This is a genomic window from Rhodobacter capsulatus SB 1003, from assembly GCF_000021865.1.
GTDB classification, from domain to species: Bacteria; Pseudomonadota; Alphaproteobacteria; order Rhodobacterales; family Rhodobacteraceae; genus Rhodobacter; species Rhodobacter capsulatus_B.
Genome location: NC_014034.1, coordinates 1,356,396 through 1,380,960 on the forward strand (window position 1 = coordinate 1,356,396; position 24,565 = coordinate 1,380,960).

The following is a 24,565-nucleotide window of genomic DNA, read 5'->3' on the forward strand; positions in this document are numbered from 1 at the left end:
GGATTGAGACGAATGACAGCAACGTACAGCATCGTTTGCCTTTGCCCAGACACCTCTCCCGCCAGTAAGCGGATTGAGACATGCCCTATTCAACGAGGGCGGCGCCACGGGACGGCAATCCTTGGCGAGTTCAGTAGTCCTGCAGCTGCGGCAGGTAGGGGACCGTTTCCGGGCTGCGGCAGTGGCGGGCGAGCGCGCGGGCCTCTTCGAGCATGATCCGGCGCAGGGCGTGGCGCTGTCCGGTCTGGCTGGAGCGGATCACCCGTTCCAGCGCCTCCTCGTAGCCGGTGATCAGCGCGCGCCGACCGGGGGTGAGGAGGCGCAGGCTGTCGCCCTGCGGCTCGAACATCTCCTCGCGCAGGCGGCGGCGGTTGAAGAGGCTCACCGCCAGCCCCTCGGAGAGGGTGGCGCGGAACACCTCCATCAGGTCATAGACGGCGGCGTCGCCCCGGTCCTGCGCCTGATGCAGCACGCCAAAGCCGGGGTGCAGCCCCGCGCCGATCAGCGCGGCGCGGATGTCGCGGGCCAAAAGCGCGGTCAGGTAATTGATCGCGGCGTTGAGGGGCGTTTTCGCCGGGCGTTCGCACAGGAACGGCCCCTTGTGCGCGGTGCAAAGCCGCGCCAGCGCGGGCCAGTAGATCCGGGCGGCCCGCCCCTCATGGCCGCGCAAGGTGTCCAGATCGGGCATCGGTGCGGCAAGGCCCCGGATCGCGCGGCCAAGGGCGGCGATGGCGCGGTCCACCTCGGTCGCCTTGGCGGAGCGGTTGAGCACGGCAAGCCGCGCGCGCTGGTTGCGCAGCCGCGCCCCGACCAGAACCCGCGCCAGCGCCAGACGCCGTTCGGGATGCAGCACAAGCGCGGCCTGCGCCAGCTGCAGCTGCGCCTCGGCGGGCTGCGGCGGGGCAAGATAGCCCTGCGTCTTGCCATGGCCATCGAGAAAGGCAAGCGTGGTGTCGGTGGCCAGCGCATGACGCCAGACCGGGTCATCGACCACGGCGCCCGGGCCCAGCTCGATCCGGTTCACCCGCGCGGGCGGCAGCGACAAAAGCAGGCTGCCACCGCCATCGAGCACGGCGAAACTTTCGGCGCGCAGGCTCAGGCGGCGCTCGGGCTCGACCAGATAAAGCACCCGCGCCCCCGGATCGTAACCCGCCGCCACCGCCTCGGCCGTGGCCGCGTCGGCCTCGGCCAGTTCGCGCATCACGGCGCTGGCGTCGGGGTCGGGCTCGTCTGGGGCGGGCAGCACGAGCGAGCGGACGAAAAGCTGGCCCAGAAACTGAAAGCCGCGATCGAACCCCACCACCCGCGTTTCGCGCGAGACCATGCGCAGGCCGTGACCGGCGACGAACTCCTCGGCGAGCGCGCGGGCTTCCTCGGCCCCGGCCTCGCTGCGGGCGAGGATGACGAAATCATCGGCAAAGCGCACGATCCGGGCGGCGCCGCTGTCGAAACGGTCGTCGAGCCCGTCGAAGAAGAGGTTCGACAACAGCGGCGAAAGCGGCGAGCCCTGCGCCAGACCGCGCCCCGGCGTGCCAAGCTGGCCCGAGCCATGCGCAAGCCAAAGCCCGACAAGGTCGATCAGCGCGCGGGTGCCGGGGGCGGGATCGAGCGCGGTATCGAGCGCCTCGAGCACCGGGTCATGCGGGATCCGGTCAAAGGCCTTTTCGATATCGGCCTCGACCACCCAGGTGTAGCCCATCCGCCGCAGGGCCGAGATCCGGTCCACCGCCATCGCCACCGAACGGCCGGGGCGGTAGCCGTAGCTGTCGGGGGAAAACAGCGGCTCGAGCCGGGGGTCAGCGCGGCGGCGACGGCGGTTTGCACGATCCGGTCGGAGACGGCGGGGATGGCGAGGCGACGGGTGCCGCCGTCGGGCTTGGGGATCTCATGCAGGCGCAGCGGCCGGGGTGCGTAATTTCCGTTGCGCAACAGCCCCGACAGCCGCGCGATCGCCGCCGCCCCCTTGGCGGCAAAGGCTGCGATGCTTTGCCCGTCGCCCCCCGCACATCCGTTGTTGCGCCGCACCTTTTCGAATGCCAAGGTGAGGGCATGGGGGTCGGAAATCTGGCCAAACAGGCCCGAAAATCGGCCTTCGTCGTTGGAAATCATGCCATGCCCCTGCGGGATAAGGGAAAAAGCGAGGTGAGAGACACAGGAAACCAGAAAATCGGGCCCGAGTCGAGGGATGCGGCACGTCACGGTTGGAAAGCGGACCAAAAAGCGCTTTCGGGTCTTGGGTTTGCAGAGGGTAAGCCCAGACACCTCTCCCGCCAGTAAGCGGATTGAGACTCTTCCATCGAGCACTTGCAACCAAACACCCCGTGCCCAGACACCTCTCCCGCCAGTAAGCGGATTGAGACCTCCTTTCTCCACCCCGCGGGGTGTGCGCACGTGGCCCAGACACCTCTCCCGCCAGTAAGCGGATTGAGACGGGCGTATTCACGGCCCACCAACGCCCCCCATGCGGTGCCCAGACACCTCTCCCGCCAGTAAGCGGATTGAGACGGAAGATTTTCGGTCATCTTACGCGATCCGCATAGCCCAGACACCTCTCCCGTCCATAAGCGGGTCAGCCGAGGGGCGTCAGCCGCACCCTTCCCGCGCCGATGGTGGTGTCGGCGCCGATGTGCAGCGCCTCGGCCAGCGTGAGCAGGCGGCGCAGCTCGGGCGGGGGCGCGGAAAAGGCGATGCGGCCGGAAAAGCCCGGACGCGGTTTCGTGCCCCGCGCCAGCGCCCGCCGTTCGCCCGCAACGGCCGGGGGGGCGGCGCGCAGCGCCTCGGCCAGCTCCGCCTCGGGCAGATCGAGCGCAAAGCCGTGCCACTGCGCGATCCCCTTGGCGCGTTTGGCAAATCCTGTCAGCAGCGAGGCGGGATCGAGGCCCAGCCCCGCGTGATCGGCGCGCAGGCGCTGGATGATCGGGGTTTGCGTGCGCAAAGCCAGCGCCCCCGCAGGCGGGGGGGAAGCCGTCAGTTGCGCATGGGACACGGCGGTGATCTGCATCGGCACCCGGCCCGCGCGGCCCAGATCAAGGCCGCCGCGCAGCCCGGCAATCAGCGCGGCGCGAAACTCGGGCGCCCAGTCGCAGGCGGCCCCGAAAAGGCGCAGCGTGATGGTCAGATCCGCGCCTTGCGCATCGGCGCGCAGCACGAAAGGTTTGGGCAGCTCGAAGCCTGGGTTCAGCGCGCCTTGCGGGTTGTGAAACAGGTCGTAAGCGCAGGGCGGATCATAGGGGCAGGGCGCTCCCGCCAGCGCCTCGGGCGAGGCGGAAAGCGCCAGCGCATGGCCCATCGCGCCGCGCACCCGGCCCAGTGTGGCCGTGCCCGCCGCAAGCCCGCCATGCCCCGCGATCTGAACCACAAGGTCGCGGGCACACAGGGCGGGAAGGAAGTCCTTGAGCGAAATCGGCTGCATGGCGCAGTCTTTCGCCGCGCGGAGGCAAAGATCAAGCCCGGCGTGTTTGCCGCGGCGAAAGGCCATTGCGAGGGCGGCAAAATGCGCTCAGGAAGGGGGAGAAAAGAAAAACCCCCGACCGGGGTCGAGGGCCTGCTAGCGGCGTACCGCTTCGCGTGGATGTTCGCGAGGTAGCAGATTGAGCGAAAAAGATCAACAGGAAACAAGGGCCGCGCGCGCGGCGCTTTATATCGACGGGTTCAACCTTTATCACGCGATCGACCGGCTGGGGCAGCCGCATCTGAAATGGCTCAGCTATTGGCGGCTCGGTCAGGTGATCTTGCCGCAAAAGACGCAAAAGCTGGTGCGGGTGGTCTATTGCACGGCGTTTTATCCCGGTTCGGCGGGCAAGCGCTGGCGGCACGAGCAGGTGATCGCGGCGCAGCGGGCCGAGGGGGTGGAGGTGGCGCTGGGCCATTACGTGCATGAGCGGATGATGTGTCGCAGTTGCGGCGATCGCTGGGAGAAGCCGACCGAGAAGGCGGGGGATATCAACCTCGCCATCCATCTGATGCATGACGCGTTCGAAGATGTGTTCGACCATGCCTATCTGCTGACGGCCGATTCCGATCAGGCGGCGACGGCGGCGATGTTCGCGCGGCACTTTCCCGAGAAGCGGCTGACGACGGTGGCGCCGCCCGGCCGCGACCCTTCGGTGCATATCCTGCGCCACGCCTCGGGCGGCAAGATCAAGCTCAATGCCGGGCATCTTGAGCGCGCGGTGATGGGGGCCACGGTCGGCAAGGCGCGGCGGCCCGACGAATACGCCCCGCCCGAGGGCTGAGGCTCAGCGGCCTTGCGTCAGTTCAAGCCAGACCTGTGCCATCGCCTCGGCATCCGGCCCGGCCCGGTGCGGATGCGGCAGCGTGGCGAGCAGATCCTGCGCGCGGCCGAGCGCCTCTGCGCCGAAAGTATCGCTGACCGCATCGTCGAAATGCAAAAGCTGCACCGGGCGGCGCAGCAGCATCGTCAGCCATTTGCCGTCGAATTCGGGGCAGTCGGAAAGGACATGAGCCCCAAGCCGCGCTTCGACCGCCTCGGCGACGATCTCGGCCGCGGGGGCGGTGTGCAGTTGTTCCCGCGCGATGCCGTGGATCTCTGCCGAACGCGGATCCCAGTCGGCCTCGCTCCAGCCCGGGCGAGGGTGAATGAGGCAAGACCATGTCTCGATGCCAAGGGAGGAGAGCCGCGACAACCCGATTTCGATAGGCCAACCCGTCAGGCTCGAGGCTTCGATGTCGATGAAGATCGGGGTCATGAGGATATCACCTTGAGGGCAGGCTACGGAATGTCATGTGAGCACGTGCTCTGCTTTTGGCGCAAAATACCCGCCGAGGATAGGAGTGGCATGCTGTAACCGAGCGCCTTCGAGCCGCAGACACTGAAGCAGAGAGGCGTCGATCGAACCAGAATCTCTTCAATCCTTGTCCGCTGGCGCGCAGACGTACGCAGCGCCGTCTCGCCTGACAACTTTTCATGCACGTAAATGGACGCATTCCGACTGTCGCCCCGCGCTGCTATCCTGCGGAGAAACTCTTGGCGCAAACGGCGGTTTCATGGACGATGGCTCGGGCGTTGCCCTGATCGGATTGATCTTTTCCCTCTTCCTTCTTTGGTTCGTCCTTTGGGTCGTTATCCTCCTTCCGGCGCGCATGGCGCGCAAGCGCGGGCGCAGCGCGGTTGGATGGGTGCTCGTCAGCCTGATCTTGTCGCCTCTCGTTGCGATTGTTCTCCTTGTTCTGCTGGGTCGAAGCTGGACCGCCCGCTGACGGATCGGTCCCCCAAGGGAAAACGCATCTTCCGCCCCGCGCGCCACGCCCGACCCGGAGGTGCCGGACCCCCAAGGCTGCGCCTTGACGGCTCATGGCTCTCGCCCGAAATCCTCGCGCGCCGAGGGCGCCTCTGGCATCCGGGGCGCCACCAGCCCCGCCCGCAAAATCTCCTCGGCATCGGGCGAGGCCCGCGGCCCCGCAAGCGACAGCAATTGCGTGCCGGTGCGGGGGACCGCCGAAAGTCGCCTGATCGCCACGGCGAGGGTCGGGACAAGGTCGTGATCTGTCTTTCTGGCCGGCTCCGGCAGCTTGCCGAGGCCCCGCGTGCTGCCGGCGACCATGCCGGTGCGCACCGGCTCATCGGCCCAGAGCGCATATTCGTAGCCGCAAATCGTGCCCGTCCGATCCCGGTGCGCGAGCAGCCAAAGATCGGGGCGGGGGTGCAGCAGATCCTCGAACACCACCGGCTGACCTTGCGGATCGTCCTTCGCCCGCCGCGCAAAGTGTTCATGCAGGGCGCGGACCATATCGAAGGTCATCCGCTTGACCGTGATCCGTTCGGGCGCAATCTCGCGCGCGGAATGGAGCGCCGGGCGCAGCTGCGGGAACAGGTCAAGCGGGGCGGCTCGGGTCAGGCCGCGCCGCAGGTCGGTTTCGGACCGGGCCCGTTCGCGCAGGGCGGCGTTAGCGGCGCGGAGCAGGGTTTTGCGGATGTCCGAGGGCAGGTCGGCAAGATCATCCGCAATCCTTTCCGTCCAGTCCTCGGCCTCATGCATTTTCTCCGCACGATCCTTGCGGCGGGCGGTGCGGCTCAGGTCGTTGCGATGCATTTCCTCGGCCCGGGCGGCAAGTGCCGCCGTGATCGGCGGGGGCAACACCGGAGGCCCGGACATTGCCGCCGCCCGCCGAAGCCGGACGCGCAGCAGTGCCCCGGTCGGATCGGGCGGCATCAGCGTGGTAATGCCGCGATCTGCCGCAGCGCGCATCAAAGCGCGAGAAATCGGGGTATCGTCGGTGATGTCGAGCGTGGCCCAGCCCCGCGCCGCGATCATCTTCAGTGCGATCTCGATGCGGGGCCGGATCGCCCCCGGCCCACCCATGCGGATGACCTCGCCCAGATCGGTCACCCAGCCGCCATCGCGCAGGAAGACCATGCGGCGAGGGGCGGCGAGGTTGATGACGGCGATCTGATCCCTCAACTGCAGATCGTCTAGCAAAGCCATGTGCAAGGCACCGACCTGCGCGCGGGCGCCTGCGGGGCGACGCCCGATCCGGGCCGATTTTCCGCGGCCATAGCCCCGGATCGTCAGCCGTGTTTCGCCCGGTGGCATCGGCGTGGGCGTCATGTGTTGATCAGGCAGCGGCCCGAGCCGCGCCACAAGCTCCGCATGGCTCTCCCCCGGGATCAACCGGCTGACCGCCACCGCCTCGGACCCGCCGCGCAGATGGATCACCGCGCCCCGCGGGGTCTTGCGATATCCAAGCCCAAATCGTCCAAGGCGCGCCAGCACCTCGGCCCATGTCTTCGCGCTTTCCACTCCCTGCCGGAGCGCTGTCATCGCCTCGATGGGTAACCGCAGGTGCAGCGGGAGGTGCCCGCTGATGCGCGCCTGATCGATATCACCTTGCCGCAGGTCGGCTTGGACCTTTCGTCGTGCCTGTTTCAATGCCCAATCTTCGGCTGGCCGAGGCACGAGCCGCACTGCCGGGACGGGGCCGGTGTCGTCGATCTCGACCCGAAAACGGCCATTGTCGCGTGCCCATCCCTGCAGGAGTTCAATCTCGCGGCAGGCCAACTCAAGCCGGGTGTAATCCTGCCACCTGTCCACCAATCGTCCGGTGATCGGATGGACCCGGCTATATATCGTGTGGACGTGGATGTGCGCGGTGTCGCGATGCACGCCGATCACGGCTTCATGCCCCTCCGCCCCGAGCCGTGCCATCGCATGTTTGGCCGCCACCCGCGCCTGATTATCGCTCGGGACTTCGCGCGCGGGCCATGACAACACAATGTGGACATGGGCCGTGCGCGGGTTGCGGCGATGCCGCTGGCAGGTCGCGGCCATCTGCGCCGCCGCGACGTCGATGCCCCCAGGGATGCACGGGGTGTCGATGTAAGTCGCTTTCGCAGCAACATAATCGATGCGGGCCGCGAGCCCATGATCAGCGGACCGGATTTCTTGCCTAAGAGCGATGATTTTGCCGATCATGTCCCAGCTTCATCCAGATGCTCGATCATCCGCGCAAGGATCGAGCGTTGCGCCGGTCTCGGATTTTCTGCAGCGAGTTTCAGCGCCAGATCGCGTAACAGCGCAACATCGATCCCTGGCCGCGCGAGATGATCGAGCAGAAGCCGTCGAGCCAGCAAACCGGACGAGCGTAGCCCCGAAGCCAGGGCCGCTGCCTCGACGGCCCGGAACTCATGCGGGTAGAGTCGGCAAGCGACGATCTCCGTCGCTTTCCGCTTTTCCGAGCGCGCTTTAGTTGCGCCCTCCTTCATCACACCGTTCCGGTCTGATGAGCCGAGGGTTGCGGCAGAGGCGCGCCCGCAGACATCATCATTTCGGGCGTGCCAGAGCCGGACGGATTGACCGCGATTAGCGGTTCGGCAGGCACCGCCGGGATCACCGCAGGCTCGGACGTTTGCGGGGCCTTCGTCGCGTCCATCTTTGCCTCGGTCTGATCCGCTGACGCGGGTTTGCCGCTCTCGCGCATGTATCCTTTGAGCGTCTCCGTCGTCAGTTCGACTCCCAGTTCGCGCAACAGGGCCACGAGCTGTGCATAGCTGACACCGCGCTTGAGCGCCGATTTGATCGGCTTTTTCAGCGCGCCCTTGATCGCCGCCGCAGCGGAAACGGGCTGGCGCCCGTCGGGCTTAATGTTCTTGAGCGCTTCGATGATCTTTGCCAGATCACCAACCGGAATCTGGTTGACGTGGCGGGCAGCTTGCGGGTTTTCAGTTTCCATGGTCACCTCGGAATGTTGCGGGTGACCCTAATAATATGCAGGTTTTTCGCGCTGTCGTCTGCTATTGATTCGTAATCCACAATTTTCGGATGGTCTGGGAGACGGACAAATCCCGGCCTTTAGCGCGCTGTCGAGTGGTTCTGTGTCGATATTCCAATACCGTGATGTCGGCTTTCGATCCGTCCACAGCACGGAATTTCCGATCTGATCCCGGTGCAGGGTATCGCGGCGGTTAACCGCCGTTTCTTCCCGCTCAGGGCATCGAGCCGAAATCGCCCCGCCTGTGGCCCTCGACCAGCGCGCGCAGGCCCTTGGGCTCCAGCACCTCGACCGCATCGCCCCATTGATAGAGGTGCCACGCCATCTCCAGCCATCCGGCCGCCTCGAAGCGTACGATCAGGCCGCCGTCCGCCTGCCATTCCAGCCGCTGCGAGGGGTGGAAGCGGAACCCCGCCGCGCGCTCGGCGGCATGGGGGGCAAAGCGCCAGGCCACCGGGCCGAATTGCGCCGGGTCCTGCCAGACGCCGAAGGAGCGCGCGGCAAAGCGTTCCATCGAGAACGCCGGGTCCATCGCGAAACTCTCGTCAAGCACCTCGGCCGACAGGATCTGATCCAGCCGGAAGGTGCGGATCAGATCGCCCTTGGCCGGGTCGCGGGCGACCAGATAGGTGCGATGACCAAGCAGCACCCCATGCGGTTCCAGCACCCGCGCGGGCGCATCGTCGGATTTGTAGCGCACCCGCAGCCGGAACGGGCCGCGCAGGGCCTCGGTCACCGCGTCGAGGATTTCGGGCGCAAGGCTGACCCGAGGCCCCGGCCGGGTCACCGTGGCCAGCGCCTGCAGCACCGCCTCGGCATCGGCTTCGGCGCGGGCGGCATCGCGATTGCTCAGCCGCGCCAGAAGGCCATCGCGCAGCCCCGCCAGCGCCTGGCGGTGGCGCAGCCGCCCCTCGGCCACGGCCTCGCGCCCGGCGATGTCGAGCGCCTCGATCGCAGTTTCGGGGCGCAGCTGCAGCCGGTCGAGCGCGCCCGGGTCGATCCGCCAGCGCCGCTTGCGATCCTCGCCATCCTCGGCGGTGACATTGGCGAAGGTGGTCTCGAGCGCCTGCGTCATGCGTTGCGCCGTGCGGTGGGAAATCGAAAATTCCTCAACGATCTCATCGAGGCTGACCCCCGTGCGCCGCGCCGCCGCCATCTGCGCCAGACGGATCAGATCCTGGGCCTTGGAAAAGGACATCGCCACCCCGACAGCAATTGACACCCCGCGACGTTAGGAATGATCTTGCGATCTGTCGAGGCGATTCCCTCGGGGGTCGATCACCAGACCTTTGGAGCACCTATGCGTTTTCTTGGCAGTCGCACCCGATTTCCCTTCCCCGATCCGATGTGGTCCGGGCAGGCCCTTTTTGTTTTGGAGGATTTTGCGTGACAGGAGTGACCGATACCCGTCGCCTTGTGTTTTACGACGCTGAGGGGGCACTGTATTTTCCGGTGCGTGACGGCGGCACGGGGAAGTCGATCTTCAAGATCAAGCCCAAGGGGGCCAGCAACCGCGCCGAGGACGCCATCCATCTTGAGGATTGGCTTGACGTCGCGCGGGCGATGCTGATCGACGGTCTGGCCGCGCGCTGCAGGGCCTTGTCCGGTGGACCGATCAATTACCTGCGGTTCGGGGCGCAAAAGCTGGTGCGCTACGAACTCGACCCGGAGTTGGCGGAAGCCTTGGGTATTGCGCCCACGGGTGTTGCCGGAGAGGAGACATCCGAAGTCTCCCGCGCCGCCATCGAGGCCGCGATGGATGCTTTTGACGCTTGGCGCCAGACCGGCGCGCAGGATGAGATCTTCGGCGCCTTTGGTGAGCCGCGCGACTATTGGGTGCGCTCGACGCGGGACCGGGAAAACCGGGTCTATCCGACGAAACCCCTCGTTGGCTACCTGCGCGGCAAGACCGATCTGAGCGGCGGTTGGGGGCAACGGAACGACGCGGCGTCCTTCCTGCACAATGCAGGCTTCATCATCGTCGATGCCGAGGATCGGCCCGTGCCCCCGCCCGAGCGTTACGACCACCTGATCCGCGATGCCGAGCGTGTCCGGCTGTGCGCGCGCAACTATCACATCGAGCCGGGGCGGGAGCAGGGGGCGGCCGAGGTCTCGATCCGCTCCGGCGATCTGGCCCGCGAAATGGGGCTGGAAAACGCCTTTCCGACCATTTGTGACGCGCTGGGCGGCGCGAAATTCCAGACGCTTTGCGCCCTGCCGCCGCCCCGGTTCACCACGCCGAACCCGAGCAGCACCACAACCTTCACCTATGCCCTTGCCGCAGATGGGATCACGCCCACCATGACCGCCCCCGATCAAGCCCCCGTTCCCCCCACCAACCTGATCCTTTACGGCCCGCCCGGCACCGGCAAGACCTATGCGACGGCCTGGGAGGCGGTGAAGCTCTGCCTTGGCGCGGCGGCCGATCCCCTGCGCGACGATCGCAAGGCATTGATGGCCGAATACAAGCGGCTCTGCGAGGAGGGCCGGATCGAGTTCACCACCTTCCACCAGTCGATGTCCTACGAGGATTTCGTGGAAGGGCTCAGGCCGGTGACGGACGAGGGCGGATCGGGCTTCCGGCTCACACCGCGCGACGGCATCTTCAAGGAGATCAGCCGCCGGGCTTCCACCCGCCCGGATGATGATTTCGACCTGCCCGAGATCGACCGCAGCCGCCCGATCTTCAAGCTGAACATGATCGGCAAGGGCTGGCGGCCCGGTTACGATGTCTCGATCGCGACGGGGCGGATCTATTGGCTGTTCGGCGGCAAGCTGGATTGGTCCGATCCCCGGTTCGAGGACAAAGAGGCACTCGCGGCCCGTTGGCGTGAAACCTATCCCGAAGCGACGCTCAACCATGCCAGCATCGGAGGTACGCATTATTTTCGTTACGGTGCAAAAATCGGCGATTACGTTGCGCTGACGCATGGGCTGGACAGGGTGTTCGCCTTCGGGCGCATCACCGGGGATTACGAATATCGCCCCGATCTTGCCCGTCCGGAGGTGGAAGACAGCCCCAACAGCCGGACCGTGGACTGGCTCTGGTCTGATCCCGTGGGCGTCGAGAGGGCGGCTTTCTACTCCGGCGCCTTCAATCCTGCGCACCCGCTTTGCGTGCTGAACGACAGTTTCGACCACGATGCCTTCGAAGCCGCGATCTTCGGAACCAAGGGCATTGCCGAACCCCATGTCCTGATCATCGACGAGATCAACCGCGCCAACATTTCCAAAGTTTTTGGCGAACTGATCACGCTGCTCGAAGCCGACAAGCGGCTTGGAGCGGCAAATGAAATCCGTCTGCGGCTGCCCTATTCCGGGCGCAACTTCGGGGTGCCCGCGAACCTGCACATCATCGGCACGATGAACACCGCCGACCGCTCGATCGCGCTTCTGGACACCGCGCTGCGTCGCCGTTTCACTTTCCGCGAACTCATGCCCGACGCCTCGGTTCTGCCTGTCGATTGCGGCGGAGTGAACTTGCAAAAGCTGCTTGCCACGCTGAACGCCCGCATAGAATACTTCTTCGACCGCGAGCATCAGATCGGCCACGCCTATTTCACCGCCTGCACCACGCGCGACGACGTGGCCGAGGTGATGCGCTTCAAGATCATCCCGCTTCTGGCGGAATATTTCTACGAGGACTGGGGCAAGGTCGCGGCCGTTCTGGGCGATGGCTCGGGGCGCCCCGAGCGGTTCCTGCGCGCGGTGCCTCTTGAGCCGCCGTTCGGCTTGGGCGAGGAGGACATCGACGACAAGAAGGTCAGCTGGCAGATCCTCGAAACGTTCGACTTTGCCGATTGCGCCGCATGACCCAGTTTCACCTGCGCGAATGGGACCGGCTGCCCTTCGGCTCCGGGCCGGGGCAGATCCCCGAGCCCTTGGCCGAGCGGCTGGTCACTGTCGCCAAGGCCTCGCCCTTCGCCGGGTCGGGCGAGGGCGGGGTGCTTGAACATCTCCGCCATCACATCCGGGCGCGCGGCGTGGTGGGGGTGATCGCGGCCCCCGGGGTCAGCCTCGAGATTTTGCCCAAGATCGACCTGCCCCCGGGCGAAGCTGGAGAGACGCGCGAGACGGGCGATGCGGCGGTGCGCAGGCGACTGATCCACATGCTGGCCGTGGCGCTTGATCTGCGGCTCGATCTGGGCGCCGTCACCGGGCTCTCGTGGCAAAAGGAAACGCTCCTCGACATCCTGATCCGCATCTTCGCCGACAAGCTGACCGAGGCTTTGCGCCGGGGGATGCCGCGCCGCTACACCGGCCTTGAAGACGACCTGCCCGCCCTGCGCGGGCGACTCGACGTGACGCGGCAGTTCACCGCCCATGCCGTCAACCCGGCGCGGCTTGCCTGCCGCTTCGACGCGCTGAGCGAGGATATCGTGCTCAATCGCATCCTCAAGGCGACAGTCACGCATCTGGCGCGGATGACCGGCTCGGGTGCGCTGCGGGGACGGTTGCGGGAACTGGCCTTCGTCTATGCCGACATCGCCGATGTGGCCCCGGCGGCGCTTGAATGGGACAAGGTCGTGCTGGATCGCACCAACCGCGCCTGGGCCGAGCTTCTGGCGATGGCGCGGCTCTTTCTGCAAAACCGCTATCAGACTACCTCGCTTGGCCGGGCCGAGGGGACGGCGCTTCTGTTCGAGATGGATGCGCTGTTCGAGGATTACATAGGGCGGCTGATCCGTCGGGGCGTGCAAAGCAGCGGCTTGAAGGTGACCTTGCAAGGCGGCGGTCTTTATTGCCTCGACGACGCGGGGCGCGGGCTTTTCCGCACCAAACCCGACATCCTGATCCGGAGTAGCGGGCAGGTGGTGCAGGTGATCGACACGAAATGGAAGCGAATTTCGGCGCGGATCGAGGATGCGAAACAGGGCGTCTCGCAGGCCGATGTCTATCAGATGATGGCCTATGCCCAGCTTTACCGCGCCCCCCGAGTAACGCTGCTTTACCCCCATCATCAAGGGCTTGCGACGCCCGAGGGGGTGCAGGCGCGGTTCACGATCTCGGGGCGCCCGACCGTGGTTGAGACCGCCTCGATCGACGTGGGGCAGGGGGCTGGCATGGCCGCGCGGCTGGCCGCGCTGGTGCTGCCGGAGGCGGTGCTGCAAGGGTGACAGGTTTTGGCGCATCTCTAGATCAATGTGGGGCAAGCCCTTTTGATCCGGAGATATGCCATGCAGATGAATCACCTTGCCTTTGCCCGTTCCCCCTCGCTGCGTGTGTCGCTCAAGCGCGGTCTGGCGCGGCAGGCGCTGTCCGAGGCCGGAGCCGTCCCGATCGACATGGCCCGGCTGATCGCGCTGGCCAGCGACTTTCGCCCCAACCGCAAGGCGCTTGATCGGCTGGGGGGGCGCATCGGCCGTCTGCCCGGCGTGGTGCGGGTGCGGCTTTGCCCAGATCCGCTGCGCCTCGTGGTGGTCACCCGTGCTCCGCATGGCGTCGTCACCTGCCACGCGGGCGTCGAGCAATTCCGCGAGGAGAGCCTGCTTTATGTGCGCATGGAGGTCGGGATCGAGGCCGGGCGGGTGATGTTCGGCTTCACCGCCCTGAGCTATTGCCTGCATGCGATCGAACGTCTGGTCGAACGCACCGACCTGCCGCTGCATCAGCCGCTGTTGCCCGTTCTGGATGCCGAAGCCTGCGCGGGCTTTGCCGATCTGATGGCCGGGCGGGAATTGACCGAGGCCGAGGCCACATTCCTGCCGGCGCAGGCCGAAGGGGTTTGGGTGGTCTCGTCCGACTGGATGGCCTTCGACACCGACTGGGGGCTGACCTGCCTCGAGCCGCGCGGCATCCCGATGCACTCGATCCGCACCTTCCTTGCGCCCGAACAGATGCGCCCGACGCTCTGGCTGCGCTGGCGCGACAACCCGACCTGCCGGATGGCACAGGGCTGAGCAATGCGCCGGCGCCGATCGCCTTGGGGCGGGGTGTCACGTTTTATCAGCTGCCTTTGCCATGCTATTGCCAAATCTGTATAATTTGTGAGCGCCATGAGACTGAGCCCGTTGCAGACTGCCTCGCCGGTGACCGGCGCCATCCGCCCGCTGACCACGGGGCTCTTGCGCGACAGCTACCTTGTGCCCCGTGCTGCCTTCGATCCCGATGCGGTCCTTGCGGCGCGGCCGGGTGCGCCCTGGGCGCAAAGCCTGGCCGTCGCGCCGGTGGAAACCGCGCTTGCGGTGCGTCGCGCGCTTGAGGCTCTGGCGCGCGCGACCGAGACCCTGACGCCTGCAGAGGTGCAGCCCGACCGCCTGCCCGAGGGGCGGGCGCGGGCGCATCTTGGCGCGCTCTGCGATCTCTGGTCCGATCTGGGCGGCGCGCTGCCCGAGGATTTGCACGTCTGGCGCCATGTGATCACGGCCGAGGCCGGGGCGGCGCTCGAACCGCTGCCGCTTCTGGCGCCGATCGACTGCCCCCATGCCACCGCTGCCGAAACGGCGTTGGCGCAGGCGCTGGTGCGCCAGCACGGGTTGGCCCCCGAGGCAGTGTCTGCGGCGTGGCTCGCCCGTCAACCGTCGCAATCGGCCTGTGCTACTGGCGCGCTGGGCCATGTGCAGGCCAACCTGACCGGCCTTGCCGCGCCCATTGCTCCCGACACCAGCCTGCAGATCTTCGGCTTGCGCGATCCGATGGAAGAGGCCGATTTCGCCGCTGCCACCGTGCAAGGCTGGCTTGACCGCGGCACCATCGACCACGCCGCGGAGGTGGGGCTGCTCGTGCCCGAGGATCCCGCCTATGCCTGCGCGCTGGCCGAGGCGTTCGAGCGGGTCGGCCTGCCGCTGTCGGGGGCTCCGGTGGGGGCGATCCTGCGCGACCCGGCGGCCGATCTGATCGCGGCGCTGCTGCCCGTGTTGCGCGGCCCCGCGCCGCGCACGGCGCTGGCCAGCGTCGTCATTTCGCCGCTGATGCCCTGGCCCGCCGCCACCGGCCGCGCCATTGCGCGTGATCTGATCGCGCGGGGGTATTCGCGGCTCTGGCGCGAGCTTGACGGCGCCGGTGCCGCGCTGCTCAATGCGCTGCGCCCGGTGGCCAGCCTGCCCGCGCTCTTCGCGCGGCTGGGCGAGATCGACACGCTCATCACCCCGCCCGGCAGCCTGCGCCTGCAGATCGCGCTTTTGCGCAGCCAAGGCGGCGAGCGCCCCGATTGGCCAGCACTTCTGGCCCTTGTCGCGCCTCTGCCGTTGCCCGGGATCGCCGCGCCGCGCACCGTCGAGGGGGTCAGCGTGTTCACCGAGAACGACCTGCCCTGGCGCTCGGTGCGGCGGCTGATCGTCCTCGGGATGCAGGGGCGCAGCTGGCCTCGGCCGCAACCTGCGAACCCGTTCTTCACCGAGACCGAGATTGCGTTGATCGGCACCGCCACCGGGCTGCATCTTCCCGGCCGCGCCCGAGAGACCGCGCGTCGGCTGGAACTCTTTCGCCGCCAGCTTTGCGCTGCGACCGAGGCGGCGGTGCTTCTGGCCCCGGCGCGCGATATGGCGGGGGCACGGCTGCCGCCCAGCACGGCGCTTGCGCTGATCGCCCGGCTTCTGGGCCAAACCGATCCGGCGCATCTGGTGGTCGATCCGCGCCAATTGTCCCCCTCCGCGCAGCCCTTCGCGCTGACCCCGCGCACCCCCGACGCGCACGCCGGGCGCCCCGATCTGCCTGAGAGTGGCGATGTCACGCTGGGCCGCGATCTTCTGGCCTTGAAAGGCGCGGCCGGGGCGGATCCGCCGCCGCAATCGCCGAGCCAGCTCGAGACCCTGATCGTCTCGCCGCTGGCCTGGCTTCTGGCCGAGATCGACGCGCGCGATCGCATCTGGTCGCCGGAAACGCTGGATGTTCTGGTGCTGGGGACCGTGGTGCATGGCGTGCTCGAACGCGTTTTTCCGCCCGAGACGCCGCCCCCCGCGCCCGAGGACATGCCGCGCCTGACCGAGGCGGCCCTGGCCGAGGTGATCGCGCGCAAGGCTTCCTGGCTTGCCGAACCGGCCTGGGCTGCCGAACGCGCGAGCCTTGCGCGCGAGGCGCTGCGGGTGGTGCAGGGCTGGGCGCGGTTTCTGACCGAGACCGGCGCGATGACGCTGGCGAACGAGATTTCGCTGGCGGGCGATCACGGCGGGCTCCTCATGGCCGGTCGCGCCGACGGTCTGTTGCGCCTGCCCGACGGGCGGCATCTGGTGATCGATCACAAGCGCGGCACGTCCGGCAAGCGGCGCCGTCGGATGCAGCTGGGCTGGGATCTGCAGGTCGCGCTCTATCGTGCGATGCTCGAACGTCCGAGTCAGACTTCGGCCCTGACCGACGCGGTGGCGTCCGGTTCGCCGATCGTCACCGCCTATCACACAACGCTTGATGGTGCGGTGCTGACCGACGGGGCCGGGGCGGGGCTGGCGCGTGCCGAATGCCCCGCAACCGACCCCGCACGCGAAGCGCTGGCGCATCTGGTCGAGGTGACGGCCGAGGTCGGCGCTGGGCGGCTGCGGCTCAATACTGCGAGCGATGCGGTGCGGTTTGAAAAGGAGCGCGGCATCACCGCCTATGCTCTGGCGGGCGATGAGCTGATTGCCGCGCTCATGCTGCCCGAGCCGGAGGACGCGGCCGAGGAGGGGATCGATGACTGATCTGACGCTTGTTCCTGCTGGCGCCGGGGCCGGCAAGACCACCCGCATCCAGCGCACCGTGGCGGGCTGGGTCAGCGCGGGTCTGGTCGCGCCGGGGCGCATTCTGGCGGTGACCTTCACCGAGGCGGCGGCGGCGGAACTCAAGGCGCGCATCCGCGCCCAACTGATCGCGCAAGATCAGGTCGCCGAGGCGCTTGAGTTGGAACGCGCCTACATCGGCACGATCCACGGCCTTGGCCAGCGGCTCTTGACGGAACATGCCTTCGGCGCCGGGCGCGCACCGGTCAGCCGGCTGCTGACCGAAGCCGAACGCGATCTGCTGATCCGGCTGCAGATGGGCGGCTGTGGTCCGCTGCAAGAGGTGATGGGCGATCTTGCGCGGTTTGGCTACGCGTGGAACCGGCAGACCGGGGCCAGCGCCGAGGATCAGTTCCGCGCCGATGTGCTGCGCACGATCGATCTGTTGCGCGGGCTTGGCGCGCGGGGCGCGAGCCCCGATGTGCTGGCGGGCGCGCTTGCGGCGCTTGACGCCGGATACGGCCCGCGCGCAGCTGAAGGTGCCCCCCTGACTGACGCGTTGCGCCGCGCCGCGCAGGCATTGCTGGCGCGGTTTCCCGAAGGGATCGCCGATCAGGCCACGAGCGATGCGGCGATCAAGGCCTTCCGCGACGACCATGCCCGGTTGCGCCGCGCCGCCGAAACCGATGCGCTCAACAGCGACTGGGGCCTGTGGCAGAAGTTGCGCACGCTGCGCCAATCGAAACGCGGTGCCCCCACGCCCGAGGGCTATGACGCGCTCGCGCAGGGGGTGATGGAGGCGGCCGAGGCGCTGCTGATCCATCCCGGCCCGCTCACCGATGCCCGCGCGCATCTGGCCGCGCTGATCCACGGCGCGCAGGCTCTTATGGCGGGCTATGACGCGGCCAAACGCGCGGGCGGGCTGATCGATTTCGCCGACATGATCACCGAGACCGAGGCGCTGCTCGCGGCCCGCCCCGAGATCCTTGCCGCGACGCTGGGCGAGATCGACTGCGTGGTGATCGACGAGTTTCAGGACACCAACCCGGTGCAATTCTCGCTGCTGTGGCGGCTCGCGCGGGGGGCGGCCCGCGCGCTGATCGTGGGTGATACGAAACAGGCGATCATGCGGTTTCAGGGCGCCGATCCGCGGCTTTCGGGCGCCCTGCACGCGGCCTGCCCCGAGGCGGTCGATCCGCTTGATCACAATTACCGCTCCGATCCGCGGATCATGCGTTTCGTCAACGCGCTTGGCCCGGTGCTGTTTCCCGAAGGCTACGACGCACTTGCGCCCCATCGCGCCGAAACCGGCGTTCCCGCGCTCGAGGCGCTGGTGCTGCCGAAGGCGAAAAAGGATGTCAGCGCGCCGTGCATCGCGGCCCATGTCGCGGCGCTGCTGCACGAGGGGGCGCAGGTGAGCGACCGTGCCACAGGCCAGTTGCGCGCGGCGCAGCCCTCGGATGTGGCAGTGCTGTGCTACACCGCCGCCAAGGCGGCCAGCGTCGCCAAGGCCCTGCGTGCCGAAGGATTTGCGGTGCGAATTCAAGCCGATGGCTGGCGTGCCGCGCCGATCATCCGGGTGGTGCGGGCGGCGTTGGCGCTGGTGGCTGACCCCGAGGACAGCCATGCCGCGCTGCGCTATCTCACCCTTGGTCCGGCGCGCTTGCCGCTGCAAGCCGCGTTGACGCTTGCGATCGATGGCGCGCTTGCGACCCATGCCGGGCTGGCGCCGCTCTTGTCGCTGGCCGAGGACGCCCCGCATCTGACCGTCGCGGCGCTGCTGTCGAAAATCATCCCGGCGGCGGGTCTGCGCGACTGGGCCGCAACGCTCGAGGCGCCCGCGCAGGCGCTGGCCGATCTGGCCCGGTTCGAGGCCGAGGCGCAGGCCTTCGACGCGCTCGCCGCCGATCTGAAGGCGGCGGCGGGGTTTCATGGCGCCTCGGCGCAGGTGTTTCTGGGCTGGCTTGCGGCACAGACCGGGCGCGATGTCGACCGCCATCCCGATGCCGCCGGCTGGTCCGCGCCGGGGATCGAGATCTGCACCTGGCATGCCGCGAAGGGGCGGGAATGGCCGATCACCGTGGTGGCCGGGCTCGATTACAAGTTCATCGCCCGTCCCAATACCCTGCGCGCCGAATTCGACGGTTTCGACGATCTGGATGCGGTGCTAGATCATGCCGGGCTCGGCTGGCTGCCCGATTTTGCAGCGCCCGAAAAGCAGGCGGCCTTTGCCGAGGCGCTGGTGGCTGACGACGAACGCGACGCTGCGCGTGAACTCTATGTGGCGCTGACCCGGGCGCGCGACCGGCTGATCCTCGCCCTGCCGACTGCACCCTCGAAGGAAAAGCCGCGCCCGGAGCGGATGGTCGATCTGCTGCGCGCCCGCAGCGGGCTTGCTACCACCACCGACGGCACGGGCCTGACGATCTGCGGCGAAAGCTTCCCGGCGCGGGTGGTGATGGCCGCCGATCCTGACGCTGGCGCCGAGGCTGCCCCCGATCCGCAGCCGGTGCCGCGCTTTGGGCTTGCCCGCCCGCATCCCGGCACGCCACTGCGGCTTTGGCGCACCACCCCCTCGGGTCTCATTGCGCCCGCAGATGCCGCCCGGCCCAACCTGCGCCTCATCGCCCTTGGCGCAGCGGTGCGGCGTCAGCGCGACGGCTTCGATCTGGCGACCGAGCGCGGTTCGGCCTGGCACCTTGCCTTTCGCGTCGCCGCCGAGCGCCCCGAACGTCTGGCCGAGGTCGGCCCCGCCACCGGTCTTGCCCCCGACACCGTGGCCCAGATCGCGGCGCAGGCGGCGGCTCTGCGGCACTGGCTTCTGGCCGAGGGGTTTGACCGGCTGCATTTCGAACTGCCCTTGCAGGAAATCGCTGCCGATGGCTCGGAGATCAACGCCATCGTCGATCTTCTGGCCGAGGGGCCGCAGGGGCTGTTGATCGTCGATCACAAATCCGGCGCCTGTCCCTACCCCGAGGCGCGCTTTGCCGGCTATGCCTCGCAGCTGCAGGCTTATGCCGGTCTGGCCGAACGCGCCTTTGCCAAGCCGGTGCGGGGGCTTGCGGTGAACTGGATGAACGAGGGTGAGGTCTCGGTGCTCGATCTTCAGGAGGTCCCGGCCTGATCGTTGTGCGGGTACGAAACGCCGCCGCAGGCTGCCGTCTTGCCGATCCTGCGTGACTGCGCATCTTGTGCCTGATAAAAAAGGAAAATCCGCAGATTCGAGCGGCGCTTCGACCAATCCTCGTCGGCGGCCGGGTCCCCTGGTCCGGACGCCAGCATGAGTGCATTTTCCGCTGCATGAATAGAAAGCTGACCCGATATCATGTCTTCGATTGCCGATCTTGTTCTTGACCATCTGGGCCAGCCTGTCGAAACGGCTGTCTTGTTTCTGGCCGGTTTGCTGAGATCCGAGGGCACGCCCGGGGTGGTGGTGGTCTTGCTCTTGGCGGCGATGCTGGGGTTCCTTGCCTTTGGAATTGGCCGGATGAGAGGCCAGGCGGTGCTCTTGCGTCGGTTCGCGGAGGTTTTGGACCAGGTTCCGGTCGAGGAGATTGCCCAAGGCGGGCTTGAACGCGTCGCGCCAGAACTTGGCCGGGTGGCTGCGGGCAACTCCGGCGCGACCTTGCGCGAAGCCTGGGACGAGTTCAGCGAGACGTTGATCATCGACGACCGCGCAGAACCGCCGGTCGTGCGCAACACCGCGCGCCCGGGGGTGTTCTTCAACATCGAGGATCTGGGCTATGGCCCGGGGTTCCTGCGCATCCTGCCGGGCATGTTCGTCTCGGTTGGCCTTGCGCTGACCTTTTTGGGCCTGATCGCCGCCCTGCATCAGATGTCGGATGGCCAGATCACCTCTGCCACGATGCAAAACCTGCTCAAGATCGCCTCGGCGAAGTTCATCATGTCGCTGACCGGTCTGGTTTGCTCGATCGTGCTGACCATTCAGCTGCGGATCAGCATGGGCGGTGTCGAGGCCGCGTTGCACCGGCTGGTGCGGCTTTTGGAAGAGCGGCTCAGCTTTGCCAGCCTCGAACAGATCGCGCTGGAACAGTTGCGTGCGCAAAGCAAGGCCGAGGAGGCAAACCGCAAGCTGGGCTGGGAACTGGTCGCCGAATTGGGCCGCCCCCTGCGCGAGGAGCTGCCGTTGGCGATTTCCACCTCGATCAGCGAAGCGATGCAGCCGATTTTGGACAAGGTCAGCGCGCAAGGCACTTCAAGCGTCAGCACGATGGCGCATGATCTTTCGCAGCAGGTGTCAAACGGGGTGGAGCGCGCGCTCACCGTGGCCAGCGACCGGATCGCGCAGGCGGGTGATCGGATCGCGCAACTGGCGGAACGGATGGATCAATCCTCGGGCCGGATGGGCACCGAGATGGATCAGGCGGTGCAGCGGGTGGCGCAGGCTGTCGACGACTTGCGCGGTGCGATGAGCGCCACGGCGCAATCCACCAGCGGGGCCTTTACCCAGGGCGCCGAGCAACTGCTTTCGGTGATGAACGCGACGCTGGAGGGTATTCGCCAGAACACCGGCGAAGGGGCGCGGGCGATGTCGGAGGCGGCGGCGGACATGCGCAGCGCCGCCAGTTCGATGCGGGAGGAGATGGAAGGGGCGGCGCGCAGCGGGGCCGAGGCAGCGCAGGCCCGGATGCAGGCGGCAGGGGTCGAAGCGGGCGCGGCCATCGACGGCGCCAGCCGTTCGGTGCTGGAGGCCTTTGCCTCGGCCAGTGGCAAGATCACCACACTGACAGACGAGATGTTCGTCAAGGCGGGGGCGGAACTCCTCTCGCCGATCTCGAATGCCGCCGAGCAGCTTGATGCGTTGGTGGGGGCACTGGAAGAAAGCGCAGCCAATGCCCGCCAGACCGCCGAGAGTTTGCGCGCGGGCGCACAAGCCGGGGCCGAGGCTGCGGGCACCTTCCGCGGCGCCTCGGCCGATCTGGTAGCCGCCGCCGGTCCGGTTCGCGCCACCACCGAGCGCATCGAGGGCGCGATCCGCACGCTGTCGGACAGCACGGCGCAGGTGGCCGGCACGGTGAGCCGCAGCGCCGAGGCCACGGCGACCTCGGCGCGCCAGACCCTTGAGGCCGCGCGCGAAACTCTCGGGGCGCAGCAGCGTTCGATCGAGGCGGCGTTGCAGGGGGTGGAATCGCTCGTGCGCCGGATGCAGGGGCAGGGTGAGCGGCTTGATACGCTGGACGAAAAGCTGGGCCGGGCCTTCGAGCTTTACGCCAATCAGACCGAGGGCGCGATGCAGTCGATCCGCGCGCATGTGGTCGACATGTCGAAGGGGCTCAATACGGCGCTGGCCACCCTGCAGACGATCGTCGATCAGCTGCAGGAGTTCCAGCCGCAGCAGGGGCGTAGGTGATGCGCTTCGCGACCCGGCGCCGTCGCGAGGAGGAAGAGGCGGAATCGGCCTTCGTGTCGATGACCGACATGACCGTCAGCTTTCTCTTCATCGTGATGATCCTGCTTGCCTTTTTTGCCAGCCAATACAACGACAAGGAAGTTGTGCCGCGCCCCGTCCATGAAACCGTGGTGCAGGAGCGAGACTCGGCTAGGCAAGACGTCGAGCGGTTGTTGCTGTCGATTGCCCGGCTTCAGGCACAGATCGAAGACCTCAAGCAGACGGTCGCGACAAAAGATGCCCGCATCGCCGAACTTGAGCGTCAACTGGCTGAAGCGCTGGAAAAGCTGAAGCAGCGTGATCCGCTGGAGGCCTATAGCGCCCGCTCTACCAAGGCGCGCCATGAGATGATCGAGCGTCTGGCCAGCGCGGTGAAGGAAGATATTGCCCGCGAGAAGATCGAGGGGCTCGATGTCAGCGCGCAAGGCGATGCGCTGCGGTTTCAGGGTTCCGGGCTCTTTGCCTCGGGGCAGGGCGGGCTGAGCGGCAATTCGCTGCGGATCATCCGGCTTCTGGGGGCGCATCTCGAGGGGCAGCTGCCCTGTTTCACGGTCGGGCCGCGGGGGGCGATTGCCGCAAGCTGCAACCCGGATCTGGTGCTGATCGAGACGGTGCAGGTTGAAGGCCATACCGATGCCGATGCCTCGCAGGCGTCGAACCTTACCCTGTCGATGCTGCGCGCGACCTCGGCCTTCAACGCGATCGCGCCCGATGCGGCGCAGGACGACGCCCCGCCGATGCTGGCGTTCCAGAACCTGCTCGGTCAACCGGTTCTGGCCGTTGCGGGTTATGGCGAGATGCGCCCGATCGGCCCCAATGACAGCCCCGAGGGCAAGGCGGCCAATCGCCGGATCGACCTGCGCTTCATCATGTATGTGCCGCCGGGCCGCGATCTGATCCCGCAGACCGTGGCCGATATCGGCCGGATCTCGACCGAGTTGCAGCGCCGCCGGGGACAACCATGACCGGGCAAAACGGAGGGATTTCGCTCTCGGAGGTATTGGCGTCGCGGCGCAGCCTGCACCTGCCGCCCGCGCCCTCGTTCGAGATCCTTGACCGGACGATCGAGCGGGTGATCGAACGCTTCGGGGCGCACGCGCAGATCGCCGAGAGGGATCCGGAGCGCTTGATCTCCGAGATGCTGGCCCGTATCCGGGCCTGGGACTGGCAAAAGGTGCCGATGAGACACGTTAACGCTGTCGGTCGGCTGGTATTTGCCGCCCCTTGGCGGGACCGCCCGGATTGCGACCCGATCCGAACCTTCCTGCTCGACGAGGTGGCGGTTTCCACCCGCTCGGGGTTCCTCAATCCGCTGGTGCAGACCTACATCACCACCTTCTCGACGCAATCGGCGGCCTGTCGGCGGCTGGGCCAGGCTTTGGCGCGGGCACGGGAGCGGTTGGGGGCGCAGTGGCGCGCGCTTCTGACCGAGGTGCCGGAGTTTTTCGATACGGACAGGGCGCCGCAAGCGTTGGCGCGCAAGATGATGCAGATGGAGGATATATGGCGGGGACTTCGCAAACTCGGGCTCCGTCACTTCAATGAGCTGGGGCTGATGGACGCCGCGCATCTGGCTTATCTGGAACAGATCGGGCCGAAGCTGACCGACCGCGCCGAGATCGAGCGGCTTCTGGCCTGGCTGCGCCCCGCAGGTCAGCCGCCGCGCGCCACCGGCGCCGCCGAGGCGATCGCGGCGCTGCTCCGGCCTTGGGCCGGGAAAGCCGTTCCGGAGGATCTGCGCGCGTTGATCTGCGAACGGTTGATCGAGATCTACGGCGATCCGAGACCGGTTCCGAACGCCACATGGCTGGCCGTTGGCGAGGACAACCTTGCCCTGTTCCGGCGCTGGCTGACGAAAGCGGAACTGACCTTCTTTATCGGCGTCGTGAATGCAACCCAGAACAGCGACATGTGGCCTCCACGCCGTGATTTCTGGGAACTTCTCTATCGTCAGGGCCGCATTGCGGAGGCGTGGGTGGCCTTTCCCAAGCCGGCCCGGGATTACGCCCGGCGCAACCTTCAACTCTGGGGACAGGGGAACGACCGCAGGTTCGGTGAGCAGATCGCGGGCGGATCGCGCACGAATACCTCGCTTCTGATCATGCGGATCGGCGACAAGATCGTGGTGGACGGATGCCATTCCTACAAGACCCACATCTTCGATGCGAAGGATCCGCAGGCGCCGAAACTCTATCAACGCAAATATGACTGCGAGGACATTCGGTTGCGATCCCGCGTCTCGCGGGCGCACAACCCCATCCCGAACTGGTCCGACTGGGTCCTGAGGCATATCTGA

18 protein-coding genes and 1 pseudogene are annotated in these 24,565 nt (G+C 67.2%); 10 read left to right on the top strand and 9 right to left on the bottom strand.

The window, feature by feature from the left end:
- Nucleotides 1–130: 130 nt before the first annotated feature.
- The 3 genes and pseudogenes from cas1 to cas6 all read right to left on the bottom strand — a co-directional run bounded on the left by cas1 (nucleotide 131) and on the right by cas6 (nucleotide 3,478).
- Nucleotides 131–1,201 carry a CRISPR-associated endonuclease Cas1 gene (gene cas1 / locus RCAP_RS20115; protein ID WP_337999036.1) on the bottom strand — a complete coding sequence of 357 codons (1,071 nt, stop codon included), beginning with the start codon at nucleotides 1,199–1,201 and terminating at the stop codon, nucleotides 131–133.
- A gap of 78 nt (nucleotides 1,202–1,279) precedes the next feature.
- Nucleotides 1,280–1,783, bottom strand: a pseudogene (locus tag RCAP_RS20120) (reverse transcriptase domain-containing protein); the annotation flags it as partial.
- A gap of 786 nt (nucleotides 1,784–2,569) precedes the next feature.
- A complete protein-coding gene (gene cas6 / locus RCAP_RS20165; RefSeq protein WP_013067012.1) occupies nucleotides 2,570–3,478 on the bottom strand; it encodes a CRISPR system precrRNA processing endoribonuclease RAMP protein Cas6 in 909 nt (302 codons plus the stop codon).
- Between the two features lie 112 nt (nucleotides 3,479–3,590).
- Between cas6 and RCAP_RS06370 the strand changes: the two genes are divergently transcribed.
- The gene (locus RCAP_RS06370) at nucleotides 3,591–4,235 is read left to right on the top strand and encodes an NYN domain-containing protein (protein ID WP_013067013.1); all 645 of its coding nucleotides are present in this window, start codon (nucleotides 3,591–3,593) and stop codon (nucleotides 4,233–4,235) included.
- A 3-nt stretch (nucleotides 4,236–4,238) separates the two neighbouring features.
- On the opposite strand, the gene RCAP_RS19790 is transcribed toward RCAP_RS06370, so the two are convergent.
- Nucleotides 4,239–4,709: a 3'-5' exonuclease gene (locus RCAP_RS19790; RefSeq protein ID WP_013067014.1), complete on the bottom strand. Its 471-nt coding sequence runs from the start codon at nucleotides 4,707–4,709 to the stop codon at nucleotides 4,239–4,241.
- Between the two features lie 298 nt (nucleotides 4,710–5,007).
- Here RCAP_RS19790 and RCAP_RS06380 point away from each other — a divergent pair, with 298 nt between their 5' ends.
- Nucleotides 5,008–5,220 carry a hypothetical protein gene (locus tag RCAP_RS06380; protein ID WP_013067015.1) on the top strand — a complete coding sequence of 71 codons (213 nt, stop codon included), beginning with the start codon at nucleotides 5,008–5,010 and terminating at the stop codon, nucleotides 5,218–5,220.
- Nucleotides 5,221–5,312: 92 nt separating this feature from the next.
- Here the strand turns inward: RCAP_RS06380 and RCAP_RS06385 are convergent, their stop codons facing one another.
- The 4 genes from RCAP_RS06385 to RCAP_RS06395 form a co-directional block, all read right to left on the bottom strand.
- Nucleotides 5,313–7,433 (bottom strand): relaxase/mobilization nuclease domain-containing protein, encoded by a 2,121-nt coding sequence (locus RCAP_RS06385; RefSeq protein ID WP_013067016.1) that lies wholly within the window; start codon nucleotides 7,431–7,433, stop codon nucleotides 5,313–5,315.
- Complete coding sequence (locus tag RCAP_RS19240) at nucleotides 7,430–7,723, bottom strand: hypothetical protein (RefSeq protein WP_013067017.1); 294 nt, start codon at nucleotides 7,721–7,723, stop codon at nucleotides 7,430–7,432. Before RCAP_RS19240 ends, RCAP_RS06385 begins: the two co-directional genes overlap by 4 nt.
- The gene (locus tag RCAP_RS06390; protein WP_013067018.1) at nucleotides 7,723–8,190 is read right to left on the bottom strand and encodes a hypothetical protein; all 468 of its coding nucleotides are present in this window, start codon (nucleotides 8,188–8,190) and stop codon (nucleotides 7,723–7,725) included. The genes RCAP_RS19240 and RCAP_RS06390 overlap by 1 nt, the downstream gene beginning before the upstream one ends.
- A gap of 253 nt (nucleotides 8,191–8,443) precedes the next feature.
- Nucleotides 8,444–9,451, bottom strand: coding sequence for a helix-turn-helix transcriptional regulator (locus RCAP_RS06395; RefSeq protein ID WP_238530227.1), 1,008 nt, complete (start codon nucleotides 9,449–9,451; stop codon nucleotides 8,444–8,446).
- A 173-nt stretch (nucleotides 9,452–9,624) separates the two neighbouring features.
- On the opposite strand from RCAP_RS06395, the gene RCAP_RS06400 reads away from it, so the two are divergent.
- From RCAP_RS06400 to RCAP_RS06420, 5 genes are all read left to right on the top strand, one after another.
- The gene (locus RCAP_RS06400; RefSeq protein ID WP_023911230.1) at nucleotides 9,625–12,042 is read left to right on the top strand and encodes an AAA family ATPase; all 2,418 of its coding nucleotides are present in this window, start codon (nucleotides 9,625–9,627) and stop codon (nucleotides 12,040–12,042) included.
- The gene (locus RCAP_RS06405; protein ID WP_013067021.1) at nucleotides 12,039–13,346 is read left to right on the top strand and encodes an McrC family protein; all 1,308 of its coding nucleotides are present in this window, start codon (nucleotides 12,039–12,041) and stop codon (nucleotides 13,344–13,346) included. The genes RCAP_RS06400 and RCAP_RS06405 overlap by 4 nt, the downstream gene beginning before the upstream one ends.
- Nucleotides 13,347–13,406: 60 nt before the next feature.
- Nucleotides 13,407–14,129 carry a hypothetical protein gene (locus RCAP_RS06410; RefSeq protein ID WP_013067022.1) on the top strand — a complete coding sequence of 241 codons (723 nt, stop codon included), beginning with the start codon at nucleotides 13,407–13,409 and terminating at the stop codon, nucleotides 14,127–14,129.
- Between the two features lie 96 nt (nucleotides 14,130–14,225).
- Nucleotides 14,226–16,841, top strand: coding sequence for a PD-(D/E)XK nuclease family protein (locus tag RCAP_RS06415; protein ID WP_013067023.1), 2,616 nt, complete (start codon nucleotides 14,226–14,228; stop codon nucleotides 16,839–16,841).
- Nucleotides 16,834–19,983, top strand: coding sequence for a UvrD-helicase domain-containing protein (locus RCAP_RS06420; RefSeq protein WP_013067024.1), 3,150 nt, complete (start codon nucleotides 16,834–16,836; stop codon nucleotides 19,981–19,983). Before RCAP_RS06415 ends, RCAP_RS06420 begins: the two co-directional genes overlap by 8 nt.
- On the opposite strand, the gene RCAP_RS19550 is transcribed toward RCAP_RS06420, so the two are convergent.
- Complete coding sequence (locus RCAP_RS19550) at nucleotides 19,965–20,186, bottom strand: hypothetical protein (protein ID WP_131725994.1); 222 nt, start codon at nucleotides 20,184–20,186, stop codon at nucleotides 19,965–19,967. The genes RCAP_RS06420 and RCAP_RS19550 overlap by 19 nt on opposite strands.
- Here RCAP_RS19550 and RCAP_RS06425 point away from each other — a divergent pair.
- From RCAP_RS06425 to RCAP_RS06435, 3 genes are read left to right on the top strand one after another with little or no spacing between them, the layout of a single operon-like run.
- Complete coding sequence (locus RCAP_RS06425; RefSeq protein ID WP_013067025.1) at nucleotides 20,185–22,230, top strand: hypothetical protein; 2,046 nt, start codon at nucleotides 20,185–20,187, stop codon at nucleotides 22,228–22,230. The two genes, RCAP_RS19550 and RCAP_RS06425, sit on opposite strands and share 2 nt — an antisense overlap.
- A complete protein-coding gene (locus tag RCAP_RS06430; RefSeq protein WP_013067026.1) occupies nucleotides 22,230–23,234 on the top strand; it encodes an OmpA/MotB family protein in 1,005 nt (334 codons plus the stop codon). Before RCAP_RS06425 ends, RCAP_RS06430 begins: the two co-directional genes overlap by 1 nt.
- Nucleotides 23,231–24,565, top strand: a complete 1,335-nt coding sequence (locus tag RCAP_RS06435; RefSeq protein ID WP_013067027.1) for an EH signature domain-containing protein — start codon at nucleotides 23,231–23,233, stop codon at nucleotides 24,563–24,565. The genes RCAP_RS06430 and RCAP_RS06435 overlap by 4 nt, the downstream gene beginning before the upstream one ends.

Bases quoted from the DNA above. Each gene is read 5' to 3' on its own strand.
- RCAP_RS19240 (WP_013067017.1), bottom strand. From the start codon at position 7,723: ATGAAGGAGGGCGCAACTAAAGCGCGCTCGGAAAAGCGGAAAGCGACG.
- RCAP_RS06435 (WP_013067027.1), top strand. From the start codon at position 23,231: ATGACCGGGCAAAACGGAGGGATTTCGCTCTCGGAGGTATTGGCGTCG.
- RCAP_RS19550 (WP_131725994.1), bottom strand. From the start codon at position 20,186: ATGATATCGGGTCAGCTTTCTATTCATGCAGCGGAAAATGCACTCATG.
- RCAP_RS06390 (WP_013067018.1), bottom strand. From the start codon at position 8,190: ATGGAAACTGAAAACCCGCAAGCTGCCCGCCACGTCAACCAGATTCCG.
- RCAP_RS06430 (WP_013067026.1), top strand. From the start codon at position 22,230: ATGCGCTTCGCGACCCGGCGCCGTCGCGAGGAGGAAGAGGCGGAATCG.
- cas1 (WP_337999036.1), bottom strand. From the start codon at position 1,201: ATGCGCGAACTGGCCGAGGCCGACGCGGCCACGGCCGAGGCGGTGGCG.
- RCAP_RS19790 (WP_013067014.1), bottom strand. From the start codon at position 4,709: ATGACCCCGATCTTCATCGACATCGAAGCCTCGAGCCTGACGGGTTGG.
- cas6 (WP_013067012.1), bottom strand. From the start codon at position 3,478: ATGGCCTTTCGCCGCGGCAAACACGCCGGGCTTGATCTTTGCCTCCGC.
- RCAP_RS06420 (WP_013067024.1), top strand. From the start codon at position 16,834: ATGACTGATCTGACGCTTGTTCCTGCTGGCGCCGGGGCCGGCAAGACC.
- RCAP_RS06415 (WP_013067023.1), top strand. From the start codon at position 14,226: ATGAGACTGAGCCCGTTGCAGACTGCCTCGCCGGTGACCGGCGCCATC.
- RCAP_RS06405 (WP_013067021.1), top strand. From the start codon at position 12,039: ATGACCCAGTTTCACCTGCGCGAATGGGACCGGCTGCCCTTCGGCTCC.
- RCAP_RS06385 (WP_013067016.1), bottom strand. From the start codon at position 7,433: ATGATCGGCAAAATCATCGCTCTTAGGCAAGAAATCCGGTCCGCTGAT.
- RCAP_RS06410 (WP_013067022.1), top strand. From the start codon at position 13,407: ATGCAGATGAATCACCTTGCCTTTGCCCGTTCCCCCTCGCTGCGTGTG.
- RCAP_RS06380 (WP_013067015.1), top strand. From the start codon at position 5,008: ATGGACGATGGCTCGGGCGTTGCCCTGATCGGATTGATCTTTTCCCTC.
- RCAP_RS06425 (WP_013067025.1), top strand. From the start codon at position 20,185: ATGTCTTCGATTGCCGATCTTGTTCTTGACCATCTGGGCCAGCCTGTC.